General features: G+C 57.8%; 14 protein-coding genes. 9 read left to right on the forward strand and 5 right to left on the reverse strand.

The annotated features are described in order from the left end of the window. Window positions 1-26: 26 nt before the first annotated feature. Together ABQ278_RS18790 and ABQ278_RS18795 are read left to right on the forward strand one after the other, a co-directional pair. Window positions 27-2,459 (forward strand): beta-L-arabinofuranosidase domain-containing protein, encoded by a 2,433-nt coding sequence (locus tag ABQ278_RS18790; protein WP_349322552.1) that lies wholly within the window; start codon window positions 27-29, stop codon window positions 2,457-2,459. Beyond that, a complete protein-coding gene (locus ABQ278_RS18795; protein WP_349322553.1) occupies window positions 2,456-4,033 on the forward strand; it encodes a family 43 glycosylhydrolase in 1,578 nt (525 codons plus the stop codon). Before ABQ278_RS18790 ends, ABQ278_RS18795 begins: the two co-directional genes overlap by 4 nt. Here ABQ278_RS18795 and ABQ278_RS18800 read toward each other — a convergent pair. Continuing rightward, window positions 4,030-5,028, reverse strand: a complete 999-nt coding sequence (locus tag ABQ278_RS18800) for a cupin-like domain-containing protein (protein ID WP_349322554.1) — start codon at window positions 5,026-5,028, stop codon at window positions 4,030-4,032. The two genes, ABQ278_RS18795 and ABQ278_RS18800, sit on opposite strands and share 4 nt — an antisense overlap. 327 nt (window positions 5,029-5,355) lie before the next feature. On the opposite strand from ABQ278_RS18800, the gene ABQ278_RS18805 reads away from it, so the two are divergent. The 5 genes from ABQ278_RS18805 to ABQ278_RS18825 all read left to right on the forward strand — a co-directional run bounded on the left by ABQ278_RS18805 (window position 5,356) and on the right by ABQ278_RS18825 (window position 13,729). After that, entirely contained in the window at window positions 5,356-8,307 is a 2,952-nt protein-coding gene (locus ABQ278_RS18805) for a TonB-dependent receptor domain-containing protein (RefSeq protein ID WP_349322555.1), read from the forward strand. 137 nt (window positions 8,308-8,444) lie between these two features. Beyond that, a complete protein-coding gene (locus tag ABQ278_RS18810; RefSeq protein WP_349322556.1) occupies window positions 8,445-10,547 on the forward strand; it encodes a Tat pathway signal protein in 2,103 nt (700 codons plus the stop codon). Between the two features lie 73 nt (window positions 10,548-10,620). Continuing rightward, complete coding sequence (locus ABQ278_RS18815; protein WP_349322557.1) at window positions 10,621-10,776, forward strand: hypothetical protein; 156 nt, start codon at window positions 10,621-10,623, stop codon at window positions 10,774-10,776. 64 nt (window positions 10,777-10,840) lie between these two features. Then, the gene (locus ABQ278_RS18820; RefSeq protein WP_349322558.1) at window positions 10,841-11,086 is read left to right on the forward strand and encodes a hypothetical protein; all 246 of its coding nucleotides are present in this window, start codon (window positions 10,841-10,843) and stop codon (window positions 11,084-11,086) included. Between the two features lie 267 nt (window positions 11,087-11,353). Then, entirely contained in the window at window positions 11,354-13,729 is a 2,376-nt protein-coding gene (locus ABQ278_RS18825) for an alpha-L-rhamnosidase C-terminal domain-containing protein (protein WP_349322559.1), read from the forward strand. A gap of 235 nt (window positions 13,730-13,964) precedes the next feature. On the opposite strand, the gene ABQ278_RS18830 is transcribed toward ABQ278_RS18825, so the two are convergent. The 4 genes from ABQ278_RS18830 to manD all read right to left on the reverse strand — a co-directional run bounded on the left by ABQ278_RS18830 (window position 13,965) and on the right by manD (window position 22,436). Further along, window positions 13,965-16,052 carry an alpha-L-arabinofuranosidase gene (locus ABQ278_RS18830; RefSeq protein ID WP_349322560.1) on the reverse strand — a complete coding sequence of 696 codons (2,088 nt, stop codon included), beginning with the start codon at window positions 16,050-16,052 and terminating at the stop codon, window positions 13,965-13,967. A 51-nt stretch (window positions 16,053-16,103) separates the two neighbouring features. Further along, on the reverse strand, window positions 16,104-18,782 hold the full coding sequence (locus ABQ278_RS18835; RefSeq protein ID WP_349322561.1) for a glycoside hydrolase family 3 C-terminal domain-containing protein: 2,679 nt from the start codon (window positions 18,780-18,782) through the stop codon (window positions 16,104-16,106). 244 nt (window positions 18,783-19,026) lie between these two features. Continuing rightward, window positions 19,027-21,186 carry an alpha-glucuronidase family glycosyl hydrolase gene (locus tag ABQ278_RS18840; protein WP_349322562.1) on the reverse strand — a complete coding sequence of 720 codons (2,160 nt, stop codon included), beginning with the start codon at window positions 21,184-21,186 and terminating at the stop codon, window positions 19,027-19,029. A gap of 14 nt (window positions 21,187-21,200) precedes the next feature. Further along, on the reverse strand, window positions 21,201-22,436 hold the full coding sequence (manD, locus tag ABQ278_RS18845; protein ID WP_349322563.1) for a D-mannonate dehydratase ManD: 1,236 nt from the start codon (window positions 22,434-22,436) through the stop codon (window positions 21,201-21,203). A 244-nt stretch (window positions 22,437-22,680) separates the two neighbouring features. Between manD and ABQ278_RS18850 the strand changes: the two genes are divergently transcribed. After that, window positions 22,681-24,306 carry a DUF5597 domain-containing protein gene (locus ABQ278_RS18850; protein WP_349322564.1) on the forward strand — a complete coding sequence of 542 codons (1,626 nt, stop codon included), beginning with the start codon at window positions 22,681-22,683 and terminating at the stop codon, window positions 24,304-24,306. 102 nt (window positions 24,307-24,408) lie between these two features. Then, window positions 24,409-25,239, forward strand: coding sequence for an IclR family transcriptional regulator (locus tag ABQ278_RS18855; RefSeq protein WP_349322565.1), 831 nt, complete (start codon window positions 24,409-24,411; stop codon window positions 25,237-25,239). The last annotated feature ends 53 nt before the right edge of the window (window positions 25,240-25,292 follow it).

Below are 25,292 nucleotides of genomic sequence, written 5' to 3' on the forward strand. Positions count from 1 at the left end.
TTCCAATGACAAAAACGAGGCCGTTCATGACCCGCTCAATGCCACACAGTGCAGCCACCGTCGACCGCCGTTTCCTCTTCCGTACCGCCGCTGCGGGCACCCTGCTCAGCAGCCTTTCAGGCACCGCCTTCGCCAAGACGGGCGACGCAGTTCTGCCCGCCATGGCGCAACCGGTGCCGATGCAGGATGTACGCCTGACACCTTCGCCTTTTTACGATGCCATCGAGGCCAACACAAAATACCTTACCTATCTGTCGGCCGATCGCTTCTTACATAATTACCATAAGTTCGCCGGTCTGCCGGTCAAGGGTGAACTTTATGGTGGCTGGGAATCGGACACCATCGCGGGCGAGGGGCTTGGCCATTACTTAAGCGCCCTGTCGTTGATGTACGCCCAGACCGGCAATCCGGAATGCAAGGCGCGCGTCGACTATATCGTCGATGAACTGGCCAAGGTGCAGGCCGCCCAAGGCGACGGCTACACCGGCGCCATTATGAGAAAGCGCAAGGACGGCAGTCTGGTCGATGGCAAGGAAATCTTTCCGGAAATCATGGCGGGTGATATTCGCTCGGCTGGTTTCGACCTCAACGGTGCCTGGTCGCCCTTCTACAGCCTGCATAAGCTGTTTGCCGGCCTGCTCGATGCCGATAAGTTCTGCGGTAACAAGAAGGCCATCACGGTGGCGGTCGGCTTCGGCGGCTATATCGAGAAGGTCTTCAACGCGCTTGATGACGCGCAGACCCAGAAGATGCTCAACTGCGAATACGGTGGGCTCAACGAATCCTTCGCCGAACTTTACAGCCGGACAAAGGACCCGCGCTGGCTCAAGCTTTCCGAGCGTATCTACGATAATAAGGTGCTCGATCCACTAAAGGCTGGCGAGGACAAACTGGCCAATTTCCACGCTAATACCCAGGTCCCGAAGGTGATCGCGCTGGCGCGGCTCTATGAACTGACCGGCAAGCCCGAAGACGCTAAGGCCGCGTCCTTCTTCTGGCAGCGCGTCACCCAGCACCATTCGTTCGTCATCGGCGGCAATGCCGACCGTGAATATTTCTTCGAGCCGGATACGATCGCGACCCATATCACCGAGCAGACCTGCGAAAGCTGCAACACCTACAACATGCTGAAGCTGACGCGCCACCTCTATAGCTGGTCGCCGGACGCGGCCTATTTCGACTATTACGAGCGCGCCCATCTCAATCATATTCTGGCGCATCAGAACCCGAAGACCGGCATGTTCACCTATATGATGCCGCTGATGTCGGGCACGGCGCGTGAATACTCCTCACCGGACAATGATTTCTGGTGCTGCGTGCTGTCGGGCATAGAGAGCCACTCCAAGCATGGCGACTCGATCTACTGGGAGCAGCCAAATACACTGAATCCGACCCTGTTCGTCAACCTGTTCATCCCGTCGAAGCTGAACTGGACGGCGCAAAAGGCCGCGTTCGAACTGACGACGAAATACCCTTATGAGGGTCATATCGCTTTCAAAGTCAGCCAGCTTTCCGGCGCCAAAGCCTTCACCGTCGCCGTGCGGATTCCGGCATGGGCCAAGTCGTCCACCCTGCTTGTCAATGGCAAGCCGGCCCTGGCAAAAACGGCAAAAGGTTACGCCCTGATCCATCGCAAGTGGCGCGCCGGCGACGTGGTGACGCTCGACCTGCCGCTCGATCTGCGTTTTGAGCACACAGCCGGCGACGATAAGGTCGTAGCCCTGCTGCGTGGCCCGATGGTTATGGCGGCCGATCTCGGCGCGGCCAGTGATGATTGGCAGGGTGATGCACCGGCCCTGGTTGGTGCGGATCTGCTGGCCGGCATTACGCCGGTCTCGATAGAGCAGGCGGTTTACAAGACCAACGGCATTGGCCGTCCGGGCGACATGACCTTCAAGCCCTTCTATGCGCAATATGAGCGCCGCAACGCCGTCTATTTCAGCAAATACAACGACTCAGAATGGGCGACGGCACAGGTGGCCTATACCGCCGAGCAGGCCCGTCTCAAGGACGAGGCGGCGCGTTCGGTCGATGTGATGCACCTTGGCGAAATGCAGCCCGAGCGTGACCACAATCTGAAATCGGATATCTCGTTCCCGGTCGTCTATCGTGGCCGTCAGGGCCGCGACGCCCGCACACTTGGCTTCTTCTCGTTCGAAATGAAGACGCAACGCGACGGCAAGGACGTGGGACCTCTGATCCTGCAGGCGACCTATTGGGGTTCGGAAAACAACCGCGTGTTTGACATTCTGGTCGATGGCGTCACCATTGCCCACGAACGACTGACCGGCCGCCAGCCCGGCGCCTGGATCGACATCAACTATCCGATCCCGCTTGAACTAACCAAGGGCAAGGCCAAGGTGACGATCAAGTTCGATCCGAAGGAAGGCAAGACCGCCGGTCCGGTCTTCGGCGTCAAGCTCTTTACCGCCGCTGCCAATACGGGGACCGCCGCATGAAGCGCCTGATCCCTGCGCTTTGCGCCTTGCCGCTTTTGCTCGCCTGCGCCCACGCGCAAACGTCTTCTGATTGGGAAACGATCAAGGCGGCCTCCAACCCGATCCTGCCCGATGGCAAGGACTACACGACCGATCCGGCGCCTTTCGTCGCCAATGGCAAACTGTACATCCTGACGGGCCGCGATACTGCGGCACCGGGCGTCAACGACTTCATCATGCCGGAATGGCAGATGCTGGAGACCGACGATCCGGCGTCCGGCACGTGGCGGCACAATCCGCATTTCATGCGACCGGAAGCGGTGTTCAAATGGGCGACCGCGGCGCGTGCCTACGGCGCCCAGATCGTACAGGGTCCCGATAAGCGCTATTACATGTACGCCCCCGTTATCGAGGCCGACAGCAAGAACAAAGATGCTTTTTCCATTGGTGTGGCCGTCTCCGACGGTCCCGAAGGTCCGTGGATCGATGCCCACCCGTCCGGTCCGATCGTGTCGCAATCCGTGCCGGTGGCCAACGATATCCAGAACATCGATCCGACCGTTCTGATCGATGACGACGGTCGCATCTATTTTTACTGGGGCACGTTTGGCCGCCTGAAAGGCGTCGAGCTTGAGAAGGACATGATGACCTTCAAGGGCAAGACCGTCGATGTCAGCACGCTTAAGGGATTCTTCGAGGCGCCTTGGCTCTTCAAGCGCAACGGCACCTATTATATGATGTATGCCGGCAATACGGCGGGCCCGGAGTCCGAATGCACCGAGGCTGTCTATTACGCCTGTCAGGCCTATGGCACAGCGAAATCACCGCTCGGTCCCTGGACCTATCAGGGCGTGTTGCTCGATCCGGTATCCTCCACCACCTCGCACGCCGGCATCGTCCAGTTCAAGGACAAGTGGTACATCGCCTACCACAATGCCGACGCCAAGGGCGGCGATCACTTCCGCCGCAGTGTCTCGCTCGACGAGGTCAAGTGGGACGACAGCGTAACGCCAGCGCGTATCGAGTTGGTCGAGCCGACCCATCCGCCAGCAGGCGCCCCCGTACCGACGCGCAATATTGCGCCCGCCGCCCGCATCGTGGCGTCCAACTCGCCGGTGCCGGTGCAGTACTGGATACGTGCGCTGAATGACGGCAAGGTACATGAAAATCCGCTGCCGCCCGATACCTGGGGAACCTGGTCGCCAAACAATCCAAAGCAGCAGTGGGTCGTCTACCAGTGGGAACAGCCGCTCAAGTTCAACGGCTCACGCATCCAGTTCTGGAATGACCAGCCAGCCGGCTCCGGTGTTGGGGTCGCGCCGCCGAAAGACTGGCATATCGAATACTGGAATGAAAAAGCCTGGGTGCCGGTTACGAACGCCAGCGCGTACGGCACATCCAACGAAGGCTTCAACGCGGTCAGCTTTGATACGGTGACGACACGCTGTCTGCGGGCGGTGTTCGATGCCTCAACCGATGGGAAGACCTATGCCGCCGTGGCCGCGCAGGAATGGGAAGCTTTGTATCCTAAGCCTGTCCTAGTCGAAGCCGCTGATACCAAGGAGCCAGCGTCGCCGGTCTGTGCTGCCAATTAAGCTTGCAGCGCTTTGATCAGGGATTGCTTGATGAGACGGATACGCTCCGGCGTCAGCAATCCCAACGATCCCTGATCCTGGGCTTTAAGGTGCCCCACAGGATCGCCGTGTTCACCAAAGACATAATAGTCGAAAAGCGTTTTCCATAGCGGATGATGGCTTTTCGGCATGTCGCGGATGGCCAGGATAGCATGGAAGAGGGCATCGTAAGGCTGGGCTGCGGTCTGGGCATCGTCCCACCAGTAATTGACCAGCACGTTAAAGCGCGACAGCGAATGCACCTGGTGCCACCAGCCGTAGGGCAGGTAGAGGGCGTCGCCAGCTTCGAGATCGACCGTCAGCATGGTTTTCTGCGCCTCGGCAAAGCGCGGATAGCGTTCAAGGTCCGGGTTTGAGACATCGACCATACTGACCGGCACGCCGCCAATGGTGCGATCGAACGGGCCTGGATAGAGATTAACCAGTTGCTCCGGCGGGAAGAGCAAGAAGCGGCGCTTGCCGGCCACCACGGCGGCGATATTGAAGCTGAGATCGTAGTGCGCGCGTGTGACGGCCTCATTGCCGATCCAGATACGTGGCCTGACGGTGGGCGGCAGAAGGTCGAGATGGTTTTCGACAGCGAAGCCCGGCATATGCTTGTCGATAAGGGTGGACTGGACGTAGATAGAGGTCGGGTTGGGTTTATCGCGCTCGGCCAGCAAGCGATCCAGTGCCATCGCCAGCGGTGTCGGGCCATGACGGTAGTTTTCGCTGCGCGTATCGGCACCATAGAAGAAGTGCCCGCGTATTTCTGGCGCGCCGACATAGACACCAACAACTTCCCCATTCTCATGGGCTTTTAAATAGTCGACCAGCGCTTCATCGGATTCCTGCGCGAGCTTTACAGCGGGCCAGTCGCTGATCACTCCCTTCAGCACTGCCGGTTGTCCGAGGGGTCGCACCACGGCCTCAAACTCTGCAGGTGTGATGTGCTGAAATACAGGAACTGTGGACATAGGTTCAAATCTCGAAATACGCGTCTGCGCAAGTTTACAGGGCGCTGCGGATGGCGCAAACCCAATTCTTTCAGAGACATTGTTTCATTTTATACGACTTAATAGTCGGACAAATAAGGTATTTTTACACCTTTAGGCTGATATAAAAGTCTCACCCGCCACATCATTTCGCTTATTGTATACTTTATGACATAAAATCGTATATTTTATAATTGACGTCACATTGTATCGGTGTTTTTTTCATATTTGTCACAATTGTTTCACCTCTGCGACATTTGGCGCGGGCGACAGCACTTGTATCGACATCATGGCAAAGGGATTTAAACAATGAAAACGAGTAATAGAGCGCTGATCATGTCCGGGGTCGCTTTGGCCGCTCTCGGCACAGCCTGCTTCATCACGCCGGCCTTCGCTCAGGACGCACCGGTAAGTGCGGCTGAGCCTGAAGCGACCCAGGTCGTGGTAACAGGTACACGTATCCGCCGCCCCAACCTGAAAAGCGCCTCGCCGATCACGTCGGTCGACTCCAAGGAAGTTCAGCTTCAGGGTGCCATCGCGGTCGATAGCTTTCTTAAGACCTTGCCACAGGTCGAGGCCGGCAACAACGAAAACCAGTCGAACAATTCCGATGGTACCGCCGGCGTCAATCTACGCAGCCTCGGTGTTAACCGCTCTTTGGTGCTTATCGACGGGCAGCGTTTCCTACCAACCCTCGGCGTCGACCTCAATTTTATCCCTGCGGCCCTCGTTGAACGCACTGATGTCCTTACCGGCGGCGCGTCGTCGGTCTATGGTTCTGACGCCATGTCCGGCGTGGTCAACTTCATCATGCGCAAAAAGCTGAAGGGTGTGCGCGTTGATTTACAGTTCAGCATCTACCAACATACCAATGACGACGATAGCTTGCGCGGGGTTCAAAAGGCTAAGGGCATCGCCTTGGCCAAGGAGAACGTTTGGGACGGCAAGAAGTATGACTTCAACATTGCCGCGGGCGGCGATATTGACGACGGCAAGGGCAATGTGATGGCTTATTTTGGCTATCGCAAGATGGAATCCGTGCGTCAGGACGCGCGTGACTATTCGAACTGCGCCTTGGTTTTCGCCGACGACGCCGGATCCAAGTTTGGCTGCGGCGGTTCAGGTACGCACGGCCTTGGTTTCTTTACGCCGCAAACCGGCCCGAACAAGGGGGAGGCCTACGCCAACAACCCTGACGGTTCCAAGACATGGGTGCCTAATAGCTCGGCATATGCCTACAACTATGCGCCCGACAACTATCTGCTGCGCGATTCGGAACGTTATCAAGCCGGCGCCTTTGCTAACTACGCATTCAACGAACATGTAGAAGCCTATGGCAGCTTCATGTTCATGGATGATCACTCGGTCAGCCAGGTTGCACCTTCGGCCATCTGGTCGGGTCGTGACTTCGTCGTCAACTGCGACAACCCACTCATGAGCGATGCGCAAAAAATGATGCTGTGCGGCTCGACCACCTCTACAGCCGATGCGACAACATGGCTGGGTCTGCGCGCTGTGACGGGCACCCCGCGTCGCAACGACATGCGTCATACCAATTACCGCTTCGCCGGCGGTTTCCGAGGCGCTATCAATGACACCTGGTCGTATGACGCCAACTATATGTATGCCAGCACGATTGCACAATCGAACTATCAGAACGACATCAATCAGAGCAAGGCAGCTCAGGCCCTGCAAGCCGTCACCGTCAATGGTCAGGTTGTCTGTAAGGACACCTCGGGCGGGTGCGTGCCAATCGACGTCTTCAGCGCCAAAGGGCCTTCGGCGGAAGGTTATGCCTTCATCTATGCCCCGACCTTTACCCACAATGAGCAAACTATCAACGTCTTCAATGCTTTCGTAAGCGGAAACCTGGGTGACTATGGTATCAAGTCGCCTTGGGCTGATCAGGGCCTCGCCCTCGTTCTCGGTGTCGAGCATCGTAAGGAAACTCTCGACATCAAGCTTGACGAGTTGCAGCTCTCCTATGCCACCAACTCAGACGGTAAGGTCTCGGTTGAAGAAGTCTTCACCGAACTGGCTGTGCCGATCGTCTCTGATAAGCCCTGGATTTACTCTCTGGATGCTTCACTTGGTTACCGCACGTCAAACTACGATGTGTCCTCGTCAAAATCCAAAGGCAATTCCAAGAAGACCGAGACCTCCAAGATCGAAGTCAAATATGCGCCGACACGGGATATCCTATTCCGCGCAAGCTACAACAAGGCTATGCGCGCCGCCAATATCAACGAACTGTTCTCATCACAGGCCGTGGGCAATGTGGCCCTGACCGACCCTTGTTCGCGTAGCGAAATCGTAAAGACCGGCGCACCTACGGCGGCACAATGTGCGGCGACGGGCGTAGATGCCACGAAGTATGACGTCAGTAAGATTCCGGACACTTTGGCAGGTACTGGTACGGCCTTGTCAGGTGGCAATCCGAACCTCGATCCGGAAACCGCCAAGACAACCACTTTCGGTCTGGTCTTCACCCCGAGCGCCGTGCGCAACCTCGCGGTTAGCGTCGACTACTATAAAATTCACATTGATGGCTATATCGGTTCAGTCCAAGCTCAGACGGCTGTTTCGCAGTGTATCACTACGGGTGACGCATTCTATTGCGGTCTGATTCATCGCAATCCGAACAATGGCGCCTTGTATGGCAGTGATACGAAGGGTGGATATGTCACATCGACCAACGTCAATACTGGTTACCTAGAGACAACCGGTTACGACTTTTCGGGTTCCTATTTGCTCGATACCCAGTATGGCAATGTGAACTTCTCGATGGTCGGGACTTTGCTGGAATTGCTTGAAACCGAAGTTCTGCCGGGTCTTGGGTCCTATGATTGTAAGGGCCTCTTCGGCGGCGCCTGCGGTCAGCCTTCTCCCAAGTGGCGCCACAACCTGCGCACCACCTGGACGCCTTCATCGACCTCGGTCTGGGCCCCGTCCTCGATCTCCCTCAACTGGCGTTACTTCGGTGAAGCAAAGCTCGCGACCAACAGCACAGACAAGTACCTGACCGGCACCAAGTCGACCCTGAATGCCAAGATCGAAGCCTATAATTACTTCGACCTGGCAGCGACCAAGAACCTGCCGCATGGTGTTGTGCTACGGGCCGGTATCAACAACCTCTTCGACAAGGACCCACCTGCTATCATGGCAAACCTGTTGTTCGAAAATGGTAACGGCAACACCTTCCCCAGCACCTATGATGCCTTGGGCCGCATGTTCTTTATCGGCCTTTCGGCCGCCTTCTAAGAGTATGATCATGTGATCGGATGACGGCGTCGTTAGCGAAAGCTGGCGGCGCCGTTTTTCTGTCCGGCTGCTGAAAATTGCAGTAGCGCAGTCGACAAAATAATATACCGTATACACTTTCAATCCAGGAGACCGCCATGCCTCTATCCTTCGACCGCCGTACTTTCCTCACAGGCTCGACTATAGCGGCTATGGGCGCAGCAGCCGCGCCAGCGATTGCGGCTCCGGCTTTCTCTGCAGCCAAAGATGCACCTGTAGCCGGACACGCCAAACTGGCCGAATTCGACGGCTGGACGGTCTATGAGGATCAGGGCCGCCGGGATGGCAGCATAACCTTTTTCAAAGGGGATCAGGCGCTCGTTGTGTCAAAGCGCCCGGAAGCCTGTTTCGACGATATCGAGCCGAAATGGCTGGGCCTTGCACTGAAAGACATCTGCCTGGCCGATGCCGATCTGCTGGCTGACAAACTGCTGGCGGGAGGAGGGGACCCCGACCCGGAACAGGTGAGGCGTGCGGCCCCGCCGGCCGGCTGGAACTTCAAGGCCGATGAACTCGGTACCCGTATGGCCTGGACCAATTTCGTCGGCACACGCCAGCAAGGCGACACCATGCCCGTCTTCCCTAATGGCCGCACGCGCGGCTATCGCCCGGAGCACGCCTTCCCAGACCTGAAGGGTGACGATGGCGTGAAGAAGCGCTGGGAAGGTCTGCTTGGCGGCTGGATGCCGGCGATCCACAAGATCATCGAGGTATCGCCGACGCGCTATTACGACCTGCTGATCTTTGCCGACGTCAAGGCGCCGGATGCTCTGTTGGTCCAGACCTGGCACCGCACCATCCAGTACGACAATGGCAAGCCGGTCAAGACCAGTTTTGGCTATTCCTACGCGCCATTCCCGCCGCGTCGTGTTGAGCCTGAGGCCGCCGATTTCTACAAGGGCCTGTTCGATTTCGCGACCTATTGGCAAAATGAAGTGCGCGATCAATCCGCCTTGACCATACCTGACAAGGCGCTAAGCGACATGGTCACCCACGCCTTCGCCAAGGAACTGATCACCCGCCCGCAAGGCGTCTATCCCAAATATGGCGTCGTCGATCGTGACTATTTCGGGCCGGAATATGATGGCTTCCAGGACATCCTGACCTCATCGCTCTACGCCAATCTCGAATGGGGCCGTTTCGATCAGGCCAAGCGCGTGCTCGATAACTATTTCAACGATTTCACGGCACCTGACGGCATGATCAACATGCGTGGGCCGGAAGTGCCGCAGTTCGGTCTGACGCTCAGCCTGCTGGCGCGTTATCTCAACTATACCGGCGATCTCGCCACGGTGCGTGCGCATGCAGGCAAGATCGCCAGCACGGCGGCCATCCTAACCGACCTGCACGATCTCAGCCTGAAAAAACCTGCCGGCGACGCAGGCTTCGGTCTGCTCGATGGCTGGAGCGAATCCGATGCCTGCCTGCATCCCGATCCGTCCGTCTGGTGGAAACCATACTGGAACAATTCGGCCTTCGCTGTGCGCGGCTGGCGCGATATCGCCCGCGTCTGGCCCTTGATCGCACCCGATCAGGCGGCGCTGGCCAAGAACTGGAACGCACGTGCTGACACCTTGCAAGTCCAACTGGTCAAGACCATGCGCGCCAATATCCGCAAGGATGTGACGCCGCCCTATCTGGCGGTGCTCCCAGGCACGAAGCTGACCCACCGCGAGGCCTATGCTGAGGCGCAGGCGAAGAAACAAAGCTCGGAACATGGCTGGGCACATCGCGTCTACGCCGAAATGCTGCACGCCGATGTTTTGCCCGATGATCTGGCGCAAACCGTGATCAATGGCGTGCGAGGCCATGGCGGCACCTGCATCGGGGTGGTCGCCAATATAGCACCAGCCAATGAAACGCACCGTGATCAGTTGGGTTTCATCTCGTATGGCTATGCGCAACAGCTTCTGCGTTCGGATCGCATCGAGGAATATCTTCTGTTCCTCCATTCGCATCGCTACCACTCGCATACACCCGGCACCTGGGTGGCAGGGGAGGTGACCGGTATCGACGGCGACCTGCCGCTTTACTGCATCCCGGCACAACTCACGATTCCGAAGCTGGTGCGCTGGATGCTGGTGTTTGAGGCATCAGATTCTGAAACGCTTCATCTCGGCAAGGCTATACCGCGTGACTGGATCGCCTCAGGTGATCCCATAGTGATTTCAGGGGGCGCCCACGCGTTGGGGCCGGGTTGATCTGTCGCTGCAGGGCGGTAAAAAAACTCTGAGCGGTGAAATTATTTTCCACGGCCAGAGCCGTCCGCAAGAGGTGCGCCTGCGTCTGCGTTTACCAACAGGAGAAAGGCTTTCGCGCCTGAAACTGAACGGCAAGCTCGTGAAAACAATCCAGGAAGCGGGTACAGAAACGCTGATTTTTACGCCCGGCAGCGCATCACGCTTTACCTTGCAAGCCGAACGCGTTTAAGTTCCGCGACAAAGAGACAAGGCCATGCTAAGGCCTCGTCATTGGATAAAGTGAGGATCTGGGCATGAGCATCAGACTATATGACAGTGCCTGGGTAATTGTCGAAAACGGCCAGGAACCTTTGCAGGTACATAAAGACGGTCGTAACCCGGCGGCGTTCAACGTTGGCGAACATCAGTATGATATCGACGGCCGTGCCTTGAGCACCTCGGCCGGCGCGCCGCCGATCGTCAGCCTGCATAGCCTGCAATCGGCCAAGGAAGCTGGTTTGCGTACGGCCTACAATCGCGATATCGACCCGACGGTTTAAGCAAGCTGATCACAGCGGCAAACACTTTCTCAACATGATCAGCTTGGCATGCATTGCGGGCAAAGCGCCGTAATCCTTAGGGATTTACGGCTTTTAGTTATTGCATGGCTCTATTCTATGCTCCGTTGCGCCCCTATCTGTCAGACACTCATTTTTGCCCGACAATAGGATGGAGGGGGCAGTTATTTTTCTATCAGCAAAGCTCTCACAAGACTTTACAACAAGCTTACAATGCCGTCTTCTCGTGGAAAACGGAGGCGGATACCCATGATCAGATTAAGCTTCATGTGCGCTCTGCTCATGGTCCTGGATTTGAGCGCGACAGCCGCACAGGCCGAGCCACAGTGGATCACCCATCCAGCCTTGGACGCCCAAAAGCCGGTCGTGTTGCACTTTCGGCGGGAAGTAAATCTGGACACGCTGGCCAGCGCCTATCTGATTGACGTCAGCGCCGATAATCGTTTCGTGCTCTATGTGAACGGCCGGCGTGTGGCCCAAGGCCCGTCTCGTGGCGACCTGGCGCACTGGCGATATCAACAGATTGATATCAGACCCTATCTCCGTAAGGGCAAAAATATCGTGGCCGCCGAGGTCTGGAACAGTGTTTCTGGCGGCATTTCCCCTCTGGCGCAGATCAGCGCCCGCACCGGCTTCTGGATACGGGGGACAGGAAAGGCTTCAGTTTTTGAGACAGGCGCAGGCTGGCGCGTGTCGCGTGACCCCAGCCGGACGTTCGCTGCCCCGTGGCCCCACCTGAACGCGGTTCTTGGTGGCACCTACTATGCCGCTGGCAATTCAGAAATCGTCGACGCCTCCAAGGCGGACTGGACATGGAACGGCGCGACTGAATCCAGATCCGATTGGGTTGAGGCAGTTCCGACCGCAGGACCGGCTGAGGTCGCTCCCTGGACGCTGGAAGCGGACAGACTGCCCGCGATGCGCTATTCCCCAATTTCGCCCGGGAAGGTTGTCCGGACTGATCTCCCGACCGCACCGGCATTCCCAAAGGCGGCCGTGACCATCGCCGCCAGGCAATCGGCCATCCTTCTCATCGATCAGGTCCACATGGTGTCAGCCTATCCGACCTATATCGTGTCTGGCGGCAAGGGCGCCAAAATCACCGTCACCTATTCTGAGGCCTTGTACGACCACGACAAGAAGAAGGGGGATCGCAATGCCATTGAGGACCGCCGGGCGCTTGGCATCGAAGATACATTCTTGCCCGACGGCCAGACGCATGTCGCCTTCCGCCCTCTGTGGTGGCGGACCTGGCGTTTCCTTCAGATCCATGTTGAGACAGCCGATCAGCCGCTTACGCTCGAAGGCCTGCGCCTTTATCAGACGGGTTATCCCTTTCAGCAACACGGCTATTTTAAATCAGACGACGACGGCCTCAATCAGATCTGGGAGATTGGTTGGCGCACCCTGTCCATAAATGCCCATGAGACTTTCATGGACAGCGCGTACTGGGAACAGCTTCAATATGTGGGCGACACCCGAATAGAGAGCGTCATCGCCCATACGGTCTCTGGCGATCCTCGTCTGACCATACAGGCGATCGACGCCTACGGACACTCGCAAACCAAGGACGGCATGGTTCAGTCGGCCTATCCCTCAAGCGGAGATAACATCATCCCGCCGTTCGGTCTTTTGTGGATTGGGATGATGCGCGACTATGCGCAATACCACCGGGAGACCGCCGTCCTGAAACGTAATCTGGCCGGTGCACGCCGGGTCCTTGACTGGTATGCGCCTTATGTCGCCACAAACGGGCTCGTCGGCATGACGCCCTATTGGAACTACATTGACTGGGCTGGCGAAGCGCAACAGCCGGGTGAGGCGACCCGAGCGGATCGTTTTCCCTCGTTCGATGCAACAACGAAAACGTCTTGCGTCGTCACATTAAGCTATCTCGGCGCGCTGAAGGACATGGCGGCCGTCGAAATGGCCGCGGGTGATCCGGCTTTGGCAAGCCAAGACCTGCAAAAGGCCGAAACCGTCACACGCGCCATTCAGGATCAGTGCTGGGACGCGCGCACAGGCCTGTATGCCGACTCGCCCGACAGAACTGTATTCAGCCAGCACGCCAATGCCCTGGCCGTGCTTTATGACGTCGCCCCAAAGGATAAGGCAGCGGATATCCTAAGACAGATTACAAAAGGAAATGGCGTGGATGCCCCGACAGGCATGATCGAAACCAGCTATTATTTCTCCTGGTACCTCATCAAGGCCTTTGACCATGCAGATCTCGATACCGAGTATCTCGGTCTGGTCAAAACCTGGCGCGACCTGCTGAAACAGAACTTCACAACGTGGCCAGAAACCCGTGGAGAGACCCGTTCAGATACGCACGCCTGGTCAGCGCATCCCACGGCCGATCTCATCGGTATTGTGGCAGGCCTCAGACCCGATGCGACCGGCTACAGATCGGCCGTTATTGCGCCCCACCTCGGCACGCTCAAGGCCGTCGATGCGGCAACCCCGACGCCCAATGGACGTCTCTCCGTTCGTTACCGCGTAACGGGTAAATCGGTGCGCGCGACCATAACAGTTCCCAAAGGCCTGCCGACCCGGTTTGTGTGGCAGGGGAAGTCCTATCCCTTACATGCCGGCCGCAATCGATTGAATATTCCAGGCCTGTGAAGGCGCGATGATTTTTTAGCGCTCCATTTAGATGCAAAATCATCCGACACAACCTCCACTGAGGGTGGAGAGCTCTTCCGAAAAGGGGGCGGAACTCTCGCCGGATGCTCGGCTCTATATTCAGTCAAAACCTACAAATATGGCAATTTAATACACGTGATAATGGATGTTATCACGTGTAATATATGTTATAGAGACCTGTACGCGCAGAACTTGAGAATTCATATTATCGCGATCAGGCCAGTTTATATTCAAACAGCGTAATGCTCGTTGCAGGTAAGGAAAGCGTGCCCGCGCGCGGGTTGAAGCTGCCTTCCTTGATCTTCACCTGAGGCGCTGCCCCGACCACATTTTGCGCATCGAGGCCAGGTGCATCCAGACGCCAGGTGCGGCCGGTGCGGCCAGGCGCGAAGCCGTTGATCGCGAGTTTGAGGCTCTGGGGCTCTTCGGTGGCGTTGACCACAGAGACGATCAGCTCCTTGCGGTCTGCCGTCAAGGCGGCGGAGACGTCAAGCGGCCAGGTCGCGCTCCCCGTATTGACGCTGGGCTGGTCGCCGCCAATCGGATACCGTGGCGGCGGCACGGGCGACGTGCCGGTCACAGCCACCGGAATGACACCGAAGTGTTGATTATAGAGCTGGAACACCCGGCCTGTGGCGCTGATCACCGAGTCGGTTGGTGAGAAATTGAGCCAGCCGGTCGCCATGGTGTAGCCAGCCGCGTCGATGAAATCAGTGTGCCGGTAAAACTCATGGAATGCGATGGCCACGGCCAGACAGCCTTTATAGTCCGATTGGAAATGGTAGGCCCATTCGTCGAAGAACACCTTGATCTTGCCGTCATTCAGCATAGGAAAGGCTTTTTTATAGGCTTCCCAGCAATCCGCCATGGTCTGGATGCGCTGCGCCATACCGCGTGACCATTCATTGAGAGACTGAGTGATATCCACCAGCTTGCCCGTCGACAGATCATAGCGCTTGTTTTCCGCCGGATAGGCATGCGTCTGCAGGGCGTCGAAACGGCCCATGCAGTTTTTAAACATGCCATAGGCCCAGTCACGCTCCGAGCCGATGGCGACCTGGGGCTGGCCTTCGATAAAGATGCCCTGCCCCGTCGTCATTTCGTCTGCGAAGCCGCCGGGTGCCGCGATATAGATGGTCGGATCGACAGCGCGCATGGCGTCAACGAACAGGTTGTGCTTGACGTAATATTGCTCCGGCGAGATGTGGCCCATCTGCCAGTGGCCGTACATCTCGTTGCCGATGTCCCAATATTTGACACGCCAGGGCTCAGCATGACCGTTGGCTGCGCGCTTGGCGCCCCATTCGGTAGTCGCAGCACCATTCACATATTCGACCAGTTCCGCGCCCGATCGCGGAGAATCAAATCCGGTGCTGACACACCAGTACGGCTCGACATTGATCAGGCGGGCCATATGCAGGAGTTCGTCGACACCGACATCGTTCGGCTGAACCGCATGCCACACCGGGTCCAGGATCGGCGGGCGCTTATCGAGGTCGCCGACCGTGAAATGCCAGTCATAGGCCGACAGGAAATTGCCGCCCGGCATGCGCATGATCTTGCAGTCCATCTCACGCATCAGAGCTATCATATCGGCCCGGAAGCCGCCGACGTTGTCGGCTGGCATCAGGGAGACGGCGCCAACGCGGAATGTGCCTGTGCCCGTGCCGGTAATTTCCAGACGCCCGGTGGTTGATGCCGCGCCACAGTCGAACTTAAGTGGCACCGTCGTCCAGTCTGTCTTCGTCGCGACCGGTACGCTTTGGCGCATGGCCGGATCACTGCCCCATATCAGTGTCGCCGTGACGGCGACGCCGGCATCAGCGGCGACCACCAGACGCACACTGTAGGCTTTTTTAGCCAATGACAGATCACCCTGCCCTATGCCGAGCGGGGTGCCGCCGGTCAGGCGGACCACTGGGCTGTGCGCGCCCACATAAGGCGCCTTTGTATCCATGGTCACGCTGTCATCTGGCCCGGTAGGGTGCCACTTTTTCGGCGGCGCGCCTCTGCGACGGTTGGCTGCGGCGGCAGGGGCCGGTTCCGGCTTGACCACCGGCCAGTAGAACTTGCGGTCGTCAAGGACCTCGCTCCACAGGCTGTCATTGATCAGATCACCGATATGCTCGATGAAGCCACCGTAAATGAACGGCGAAATGGGCGGCTTTGTGTCGGCGGCATTGACGCTTCCGCCCAAGGATGGATTACCGGCCGCATAGGCTGGCAGGGTTATGCTTAGGCTGAGCGCGCTCATGGCTGTAAGCGCGTCCCGGCGCGAGATCTGTGGCATTATTTTGGTCACGGTTTTTCCCCTGTTCTGATTTATGATGGATAGTCACCCGCCCCCTGGCACCTATGGCGCCAGGACCTGAGTGGACGTAATCGTGAAGGCGGCGTCGGCGCCTGCAGTTTTCTCCAACCCTTTGCGATTGTCCGGTTGTCCACCGCCGACCCAGATGGTGACCTTGCCGGGCTTGACCGAACGCGTGCCATCCTGGTTGACCGTGCTTAAGGCGCGACTGTCGAGCGTGAAACTGACCGTCTTGCTTTCCCCCGCCTTCAGGTGGATGCGTTCAAAGCGCTCCAGCGCGCGGATAGGGACATTCTTTTCCCCGGGATGGCTGACATAGAGCTGAACGACTTCGTCGCTATCGACACCGCCGGTATTGCTGACCTTTGTCGAAACCGTAACGGGTTCGTCACCGCGCACCTGGCGCGCCGATAGTGTCACCGGCGCGTACTGGAAACGACTGTAGGACAGGCCATAACCAAACGGATAAAGCGCCTCACCCTTGAAATAGCGATAGGTCCTGCCTTTCATGGCGTAGTCGTTGAAAGCTGGAAGCTGATCGACCGAACGATAGAAGGTCATAGGCAGGCGGCCCGCCGGGCTGAAATCACCCGCGATCAGACGTGCCACAGCCGCGCCGCCTTGCCCACCCGGATACCAGGCTTCAACAATGGCCGGCACATGCTCGTCCGCCCAGTTCACGCCCAGGGCGCTACCGTTCAGGAGCACCAGCACAACCGGCTTGCCGGTCGCGCTCACCTTCTCCAACAGGTTTTGCTGAATGGGTGGCAGGTCAATGCTGGTTCGGTCACCGCCGGAAAATCCGACGGCGTCAACGTGCATTTCTTCGCCTTCGACGCGCTGAGATAAGCCCGCGGCAAAAATCACGAGATCGGCATCCTTGGCTGCCGCCACGGCGGCTTGTGCGCCCGCATCGGAAGGTACGCTCCAGATCAGTCTTTCATCGCCCTTGGGCTGACGCTGGAAGGATTCGACACGAATGGAATTACGGCTGCCAGCTTCCAGCTTGATCGCACCGGTGGCAATGGACGGCCGCCAATCGACGCGCCAGGCGTCCACCACCATCTTATCATTGATCCAGATGCGGTAACCGCCATCGGCATCGTAGCGGAAACGGTACTCTCCACTTTCCGGAGCGGTCAGGTAGCCCTCAAACCGCACGGCGCCACTGCGCAGTTCCCCACTCCAGCTTTGGTGGATACCGGCTTCGGTCGTTGTTTCCCGAGGTGCAGCCGTCACATCGTGAGAGGTGAAACGACTCACGGTCACGCCTTTATCAGCGCAAGCCTTGTCACGACACAACACCGCGTCCGGCACGGCAGATAAGACCGGGTCGATCAGGCCTGAGCCTTGCGCATAATGAACAGTGGCATTCGGATAACGGGCGCGTATACCCGCCAGAACCGTCACGGGGTGCGAAGGCTCGCCATTGTAATTGCCGACCAGAGAATCAATCGAGTCCGCATTTGGCCCGATCACCGCGATCGAGCGAGGCTCGGATTTGAGCGGCAGAAGGTTGCCTTGGTTCTTGAGCAGTACCATGGCGGATTCCGCCACACGCTGCGACAGATCGCGATTGGCCTGGGTGTCATAATCAGCGGCCGTGATCGATGGGAAAACCTTTGGCGCCGGGTCAAACTGCCCAAGCTTGAAGCGGGCGGTAAACAAACGCACAAGCGCCGTATCAAGAACCGTTTCCGGCAGCAGGCCTTTGCGGACAGCGCTGGTCAGGTGATCGGCTTCATTAGCGTTGCCGCAGATCAGATCCGTACCGGCCTGATAGGCAGCCGCCACGCCGTCTTCGGGTGTTGCGCGATAATGATGCGAGGTTTTGTAATAGATATCGCCCACGGCATCGCAGTCCGATACCACAAAGCCCTTGAAACCCCAGTCCTTGCGCAGGTGTGTGACGAGGAGGTCGTCGTTGGCACAGGCCGGCTGACCATCAATGGCATTATAGGCGCACATGATCGATGCCGCCTTGCCCTCGGTGATCGTGGCGCGGAAGGCCGGCAGGTAGGTGTCTTCCAGATCATAGCGCGAGGGCGTCACATTATCCCGGTGGCGACCGGATTCAGGTCCGCTATGAACAGCATAATGCTTGGGTGTGGCCACGGTGCGATAATAGGTGGGGTCATCGCCCTGAAGCCCCTGAACAAAGGCCACCCCCATGCGCGAGGTCAGATAAGGATCTTCACCATAGGTCTCCTGCCCCCTTCCCCAGCGCGGATCACGAAAGATGTTGATGTTGGGCGACCAGACGGTCAGTCCGCGGAACCAGTCCGAACCCCCGAATCGATGAAGGCGCTCCAGGTTCTTGGCGCGAAATTCTACGCTGATCGTGTCAGCCACCTGATGGATCAGCGGCGCGTCAAAGGTCGCGGCCAGGCCCACGGCCTGCGGAAAAACCGTGGCGTTGCCGGCCGCCGCCACGCCATGCAGGCCTTCGTTCCACCAATTATATTCCCGCACGCCGAGGCGCGGTATGGCCGGCGCGTCATTGATGAGCTGGGCGGTTTTCTCTTCGAGAGTCATGCGCGAGACCAGATCGGCGGCGCGCTGTTCGGCGGGTTTTGTCAGGTCATGATAGCCCTGAGCATCCAATGGATTTTGCGCCTGCGCGGTCTGCAGCATGCCGATGGATATCAGCATGACAAGTGCGCTCAGAGCCACATGACGGCCACGGCCAGTTGACGCCCATTTGGGGTGTTTCAGTTTCACGATGTCCTCCCAGTACCGCTTTATCGCGATATTTTTGGCGATCAGGTCGCCTTTCTGATAGCGCTACCATGAAAAAACCGACTTGAAAAGTTAATTTGTCTGACCTTTGAAAATTGGCAGACACAACCAATAGGGCCTGTAAGGCTTAACCGTTATAACGGGCGGCCTGGCCTATTTGGCATCGTGTGCCCGACTTTTCGGACACAGTATCAAAGGCATCTTTCTGTTGGACGCCGCCAGCAAATTAATGGCCCTGCCCCGGTGCATAGGGGAAGGTCAGGGCTTCGTAGGCTTCGAGAGGTAAGGCTGGCGCTTGATAGCCTGCGGGTAGAGGTAGGCCTGATTTCGACTGGAAATAGCTGATCGAGGCATCGCGCCACCATTGCGCTTCCCGGCGCTGGATGGTCAGGTTTTGCGAGACGGCGGCAAAGCGTTGCGCATCTATGTAAGGCGCAAGTCCTGCCCATGTCGTTTGCATGACGCCGACCTGATCAACACCGGACTGGTAGCGCATGACAAGGCCGTCCCAAAGCGTGTGGCCATCCTGCAAACGATAGTCCCAGGAGAGGTGATGGAACCACAAGAGATAGCGCTGATCCATCTTGCTCGGGTCAGACCAGGTTTTCGCCGCGCGTGGATTATACTGCGCCAGGGCGTCGCTGCCGGTCTTTGTGCGGTCAAAGCCAATCCCGCCGGCGTCGGCCTTGTTGTAATAGACCGGATTCCACTCCGGCCGCGCAAGCTCATGTACCCACGGGCCGGGACCATAGTGATGACCGGTCGCCATCTGATGATGCAGGCCGAGCGGGGTCATGTAATCGGCCATAGCCTCTCGTGAGTTCATCATCATATCGACCACCGGCGTGACAAAGGCGGGATCATCCGAGAAGGTCATGTGCACCCAGTCAGTGGCGATGTCGCGGCTGGAAGCGTCCGGATTCCACGCCAATCGGCCAAAGGCATACCAGTTGGCCTGATCGAAATCCGAGCCCGTCCAGTTGCGGTTAGCGCCGATATTGGCGACGCCAGCCATGCCGGTAAGGGCGTGCTTTTCCAGCGAGCCATCGATGATGCGCGCAACTGTCGAGCCTGAGCCCTTGGCAAAGGTATCAGCCTTCAGCGTCTCCTCGAACATCGGCGCCAGATAGACGAGGTGCGTCGCCTGTCCGGTATATTCCTTGGTGATCTGGAACTCCATCATCTCGCGGGTCTTTGGCATGGCACCGAACAAGGGCGAGAAAGGCTCGCGTGGCTGGAAGTCGATCGGGCCATTCTTGATCTGGACCAGCACGTTGTCGGCAAACTGACCATCGAGCGGATGGAACTCATTATAGGCCTGCTTGGCGCGGTCCGAGGCATCATGCTCGCTATAAACAAAGGCGCGCCACATCACTATACCGCCATGCGGCGCTAAGGCTTCGGCCAGCATATTGGCGCCATCAGCATGACTGCGGTGATAATCGCCAGGCCCCGGCTGGCCTTCCGAATTGGCCTTGACGAGGAAGCCGCCGAAATCGGGGATCGCCTTGTAGATTTCATCCGTCTTGGCCTGCCACCAGGCGCGCACGGCCGGATCGAGCGGATCGGCTGTTTTCAGGCCGCCCAGCTCCATGGGCGAAGAGAAACGCGCCGATAGATAGATCTTGATACCGTAGGGCCGCAGACTATCGGCGAGCGCCGCCGTCTTGACGATATAGGGCGCCGTCAGGCTGAGCGCCTTGGCGTTGACGTTATTGACCACCGTGCCGTTGATGCCGACGGAGGCATTGGCGCGGGCGTAATCGGTATAGCGTTGATCCTTGAGATCGGGCAGCCGCCACCAGTCCCAGATCGACGCCCCGGCATAGCCGCGCTCCACCGAGCTGTCGAGATTATCCCAGTGATTGAGCACACGCACCTTGATTTTGGGCGCATCGGCTATGTCGAGCTTATCTATACTCTGGCCCGTTTGTATGTGTCGCAGCAGCCGGAAAGCGCCATAGAGGCTACCGCGATCACTGTTGGCGGCGATGACCGTGACCTTGTGACCGTCCACGGTAACCGAGCGGATTAGATAGCCTTCATCGCCCAAGCCGGAGAGTGGTAGGTTCAGCGCCTTGATGACAGGCTGCTCTGCCGGTGTGCCGATCACGAGCGCACCGTCGCCGATCGAGGTGGCAGCCGGTAGCTCCCGGCCGAAAAAGCCGGAGACACCGCGCTGCAGTTCGCTTCGCGCGGCGCTCAGCATCGGGCTGTCGCCAGCGACGACCGAGGTCAGATGCGGCGAATAGACCTGAGCCCGCGCCACCGGTAAGGGCCGGTAGCGCAGCCACAGATCATAGCCGTCCTCGGCATGGGCCATGGTAACCAGACCAAGGATCAATCCCAGCACAAGCGAGACAATTCGGGCTATGCGCTGGGTCATGCGGGTGATCCTTATTACCAGTTGAACAGGGTGCCGTCCTGCAGTCGGTTCACCGGCAGGTAGGCGCGCTGATAGGGGTATTTGGCGGCCTTTTCCTCATCGATGTCAACGCCGAGGCCCGGCGCGTCGCCGATATGGAGCGATCCGGCCGTGAAGCTGTAGTTGTGCGGGAAGACTTCGTCGGTCAGTTCGGTGTGACGCATATATTCCTGGATGCCGAAATTGGGGATCGACACGTCGAAATGCAGCGCCGCTGACATGCAGACCGGCGACAGGTCGGTGGCGCCGTGGCAGCCGGTCTTGACGCCATAGACATCGGCGAAGCTGGCGATGCGCTTAAGGTGGGTGATTCCGCCGGCGTGGACGACAGTAGCGCGGATATAGTCGATCAACTGGTTGCTGATCAGATCCTTGCAGTCCCAGAGCGTGTTGAAGATTTCACCGACCGCAAGCGGCGTGGTGGTGTGCTGGCGGATGAGCTTGAAGCTTTCCTGATTCTCGGCGGGTGTGGCGTCCTCCATCCAGAACGGACGATAAGGTTCAAGATCATGCCCCAAACGTCCCGCCTCGATGGGCGTCAGGCGGTGATGGACGTCATGGAGCAGATGCACGTCGTCGCCCAGGGCTTCACGCGCCGCTTTGAACAGCTTGGGCACCACGCGCATATAGGCTTCAGTGTTCCATTCGTTTTCGGTCGGAAGGTCAGCATCCGCTGGCTCATAGAACATCTTGTCCTTGGAAACGCCGTAGGTGCTGCTGAGACCGGGCACGCCGCATTGCAGGCGGATCGCCTTATAGCCGAGCGCCTGATAGCTTTGCGCCACCTCGACCGTATTTTCGATAGTTGTGCCATTGGCGTGGCCATAGACCATGACGCCGGTGCGGCAGGCACCACCCAGAAGCTGATAAAGTGGCAGGCCGGCGATCTTGCCCTTGATGTCCCACAGGGCCATGTCGACCGCGGCGATGGCCGACATCGTGACCGGTCCGCGTCGCCAATAGGCGCCACGATAGAGATATTGCCAGATATCCTCGATCTGATGGGCGTCGCGGCCAATTAAGCAGGGAATAACGTGATCTTCGAGATAGGAGACGACCGACAGTTCGCGGCCATTCAGCGTCGCGTCACCCAGGCCATAAACGCCCTGATCGGTCTCAATCTTCAGCGTGACGAAGTTGCGTCCCGGACAGGTCACAATAACCTTGGCGGATAGTATTTTTGCGCGTGTGGAGGATGGAGTATTAGCCAAAATCGTGCTTCCTGTTGCAGCCTAAAGTAATGACAAGGGAATCTTCACCGATGGAGTTGGTCAGACCAATATGCCATTGCGACCAACGTCTCAACGAAAAAATGCAGCCTTTTAAACATATCATGCTTATAAAACCTGGCACACAAGGGATTCAAGATTTCTATTTTGGTATGACCAAATTTAGCAGTCCCGACTTCCGACCAGATTAAACAGATAAACACGAAAGACGCTAGGGATAGATTATATGCGCCAACTGACAATTCTTACCGGCCTTATATCAATAATTTCGTTCGGTGCAGCGCACGCCGATGAGGCGCCTCAACTGCAACGGCAAGGTACTGCGACGCAACTGATCGTCGACGGTCAGCCCTTTCTTATACTGGGGGGAGAACTGGGCAATTCGACGGCCTCCGATCCGGACTATCTCAAGCCATTGTGGCCAAACCTGACCGCCATGGGGATCAACACCCTGTTTGTGCCGGTCGAATGGGATCAGATCGAGCCGGTGCAGGGCCAGTTCGATTTCCATGTCATCGATGCTGCCATAGCTCAGGCGCGCCAGAACGACACCCGCCTTGTTTTGCTGTGGTTCGGCGCATGGAAAAACTCGATGTCCACCTACGCGCCGGCTTGGGTCAAACAGAATAGCACCACCTATGCTCTGGCGCGCGACAACACCGGTGTGGCGCAAAATATTCTCAGTCCGTTTGATCCCGATAACCTGAAGGCTGATAAGACAGCCTTCGTGGCGCTGATGACACATCTCAAGGCCACGGATAGCCACCACACGGTCATCATGGTGCAGGTCGAGAATGAAATCGGCATGTTGCCGGTCGTCAGAGACTATAGCCCCGCGGCCAATGCGGCCTATGCCGGCCAAGTTCCGACCACCCTCATCGCCTGGCTTAAGGCCCATAAGGCCAAGCTCGACCCCAAACTGGAAGCGCAGTGGGCCGCGGCTGGCTATCGCAGTCAAGGGACATGGATCGAGGTGTTCGGCGACAGCGACGCGACCGAGGAAATTTTCCAGGCCTGGAGCTTTGCCACCTTTGTCGAGGCCGAAGCCAAAGCAGGCAAGGCAGCCTATGACCTGCCAATGTACGTCAATGCTGCGCTCAATCGCCCAGACAAGCGACCTGGAGACTATCCTAGCGCCGGCCCCTTGCCGCATCTGTTCGATATCTGGAAGGCCGGCGCGCCCTCCATCGATATCCTGGCCATGGACCACTACTGGGCCGATTTCACCGACTGGGCGAGGCGCTTCAAGCGCTACGACAATCCCCTGCTCATCCCGGAATCCAATCAGGCCGGCTTCCATCAGGCGCCAGGCAATGCCTTCTTCGCTTTCGGCGAACTGGACGCCATGAGCTTTTCCCCCTTCTCGATCGAGAACCTGCCCAACGGCGATCCACTTATCGAAACCTACGCCACGCTGAAAAGTCTGACGCCTTTGATCCTCGCCCATCAGGGCAAGGGCACCATGCGCGGCTTTCGCGCGCCGGTCACTCTGGATGGCAAGGTCGACGAGACGTCGCAAACCTTCGATCTCGACGGCTATCGCTTTAGCGCCAACATGATCTATCCGTGGATGCCTAAGGATAAGCAGGACCTCGCCGCCCACGGCGGCCTGATCATCAAGACCGGCAAGAACGAGTTTATCGTCGCCGGCACCGGCATCACACTGACCTTCAAGGACCCAAACGGCCGCGACCAGATCGGCATTGAGCAGATTGTCGAAGGTCATATGGAAGAGGGCAAGTTCATTGAGGGGCGATGGCTGAATGGTGATCAAAGCCATCAAGGGCGTCACCTGACCATTCCGGATGGCAAGACCTCTATCTTACGGCTGAGACTTTACACCTATCGCTAAGGCATCTGAATGATAATGAACCATAAGCCCCTTCATTGAAGCCTATGTCTATTTCTGAGGTTTGGGCATAGTCTGTGCACTCTTTTGAGCTTAAGGTGCATCATGAGTCCTTCCCCAGAACGTCGCCCTCGCGGGCGTCCCCGCGAAGACAAATTTCAAAAGGACAGCGACGCCAAAATCAATCAGTCTCTTGAAAAAGGGCTGAACTTGCTAAAAGTTCTGTCGCATCATGATGGTCTGACCCTTACCGCGCTGGCGGACAAAGCTGGCCTTCCGGTGTCATCCACGCACCGCCTTCTAGCGACATTCGCCGCGCACGAGCTGGTCGCCTGTGACGACTTGACACAAAAATGGTCGATCGGCATCGAAGCTCTGCGCATTGGCATGGCCTTCCAGCGCCGCAACAAGATTCTGGTTGCTGCACGCCCCCTTATGACGGAATTGATGGAAGCGACTGGCGAGACCGTCAACATGGCGATGCTCGACGGTTATGAGATTGTCTTTGTCTCGCAGGTAGAATGTCAGGAGCCTATTCGCGCTTTCTTTCGTATAGGAGAGCGACGTGCAATTCATGCTTCTGGTATCGGCAAAGCCCTGCTGGCAGAAATGGCAGCGTCACGCATCGATATTTTTCTCAACTCCCATGCCCTGACACGTTTTACAGCCGCCACAATAACAGAACCGCGTGATTTGCGCGAAAATCTCGCTCGGATCCGAGAACGCGGTTGGTCCATCGATGATGAAGAAGCCAATCCAGGCATGCGGTGCGTGGCAGCGGCCGTCTTCAATGAGTTTGGCGAGGCGCGTGCTGGCATTTCCCTCTCCGGGCCGAGCACACGGCTCACAGCAGACCGTTTATCCGAACTGGGTCTCAAAGTGCGGGAAACCGCCGACCGTCTCTCAAAACTCACCGGTGGCCACCTCCTAGCATAAACCTAAATCACACATCAGAGTATCGAGATTGATAACCGGCTGTTCAAGCACGA

Origin of the sequence: Asticcacaulis sp. MM231, from assembly GCF_964186625.1 — a bacterium.
Lineage (GTDB): Bacteria > Pseudomonadota > Alphaproteobacteria > Caulobacterales > Caulobacteraceae > Asticcacaulis.